At 69.6% G+C, this 1,065-nt stretch carries 1 protein-coding gene; it reads right to left on the bottom strand.

The annotated features are described in order from the left end of the window. Positions 1–706 precede the first annotated feature (706 nt). Positions 707–1,065, bottom strand: a 359-nt coding sequence (locus tag BACI9J_RS22665) for a fibronectin type III-like domain-contianing protein (RefSeq protein ID WP_201296716.1), incomplete at its 5' end; no start/stop codon positions are given.

The raw sequence follows: 1,065 nt of genomic DNA, 5'->3' as shown, positions 1-1,065 counted from the left end.
GCGAACCGGCGGCCATCGTCGACGCCCTGCTCGCCGACCCGGCTGTCACCGCCACCGATGAGCTCGTCATCACCCTGCCGGCGAACGGCGACCGTGCGACACACGAGCGGATCCTGCGCATCGTGGCCGAGGAGGTCGCTCCGGCGCTGCGGGCCTGAGGGCCAGCGACGCGGGCAGACGCCTGGAGCCTGATCGCCTGCGGCCCTGCCGCCACCGAGAGTCGAGGGCATCCGGCGGGGCTCTGATCGAGTTGGTGAAGCCCGAGAGCCCGGCCGGATGACCATCTCGTCCCTGATCCGCACGAGATGGTGCCCCCATCGTTCCACCTACCGACCGGTTTGTCACACCGATCTGCGTCCCTGGAGCAAAGAAGTTGACCAAGTGTCACTCGTTTTTGCGAACCGGCACGAAGTCCGGCAACCGGTTCACCGGTGCGTACCGAGTCCGGGACGATCCACGGAACCAGGTTCCGGCACGGAGCACCGATGCGGCTCCGACCCGGAACGACGAATGCGCCCCCGCGCGGACGCGGGGACGCATTCGGGGACGCACCGGGGAAGCCAGGGCGACAACGGCCGGATCAGGAGGCCGAATCGCTCACCCAGCGACCCCGTAGTCGGTGCGTGCGCGGACGGTAACCAGCCGACTCGCGCACGACGATGTTACTGAACAGAGTCGGGAGCTGCGCGGAAACCGGACGACTTCGTCACTCCAGTTCGAGGGACGCGGTTCCGGCGTCGTCGACGACGGAGGCACCGACGTGCAGCGTGAACGTCCCCGACTCGTACTGCCACGAACCGTCCCAGTGGGCGAAGGCGCGTGCCGGGACCTCGATCGAGACCTCCGTCGACTCCCCCGCACCGAGCCGGACCGGGGCAAACCCGACCAGCCAGCGAACCGGGCGGTCGACCGCCGACTCCGCACGGGACGCGTAGACCTGCACGACGTGCTTGCCGGCGCGGTCGCCCGTGTTCGCGACGGTCGCCGTGACGATGACGGCGTCGCCCTCGCGCACGGTCGGCGTCGCGGAGACCCCGTCGATCGACCACGTGGTGTAGCCGAGGC

The sequence above is a fragment of the Arthrobacter sp. 9V genome (genome assembly GCF_902506065.1).
Lineage (GTDB): Bacteria > Actinomycetota > Actinomycetes > Actinomycetales > Micrococcaceae > Arthrobacter.
This window is presented reverse-complemented; position numbering and strand designations above follow the sequence as displayed.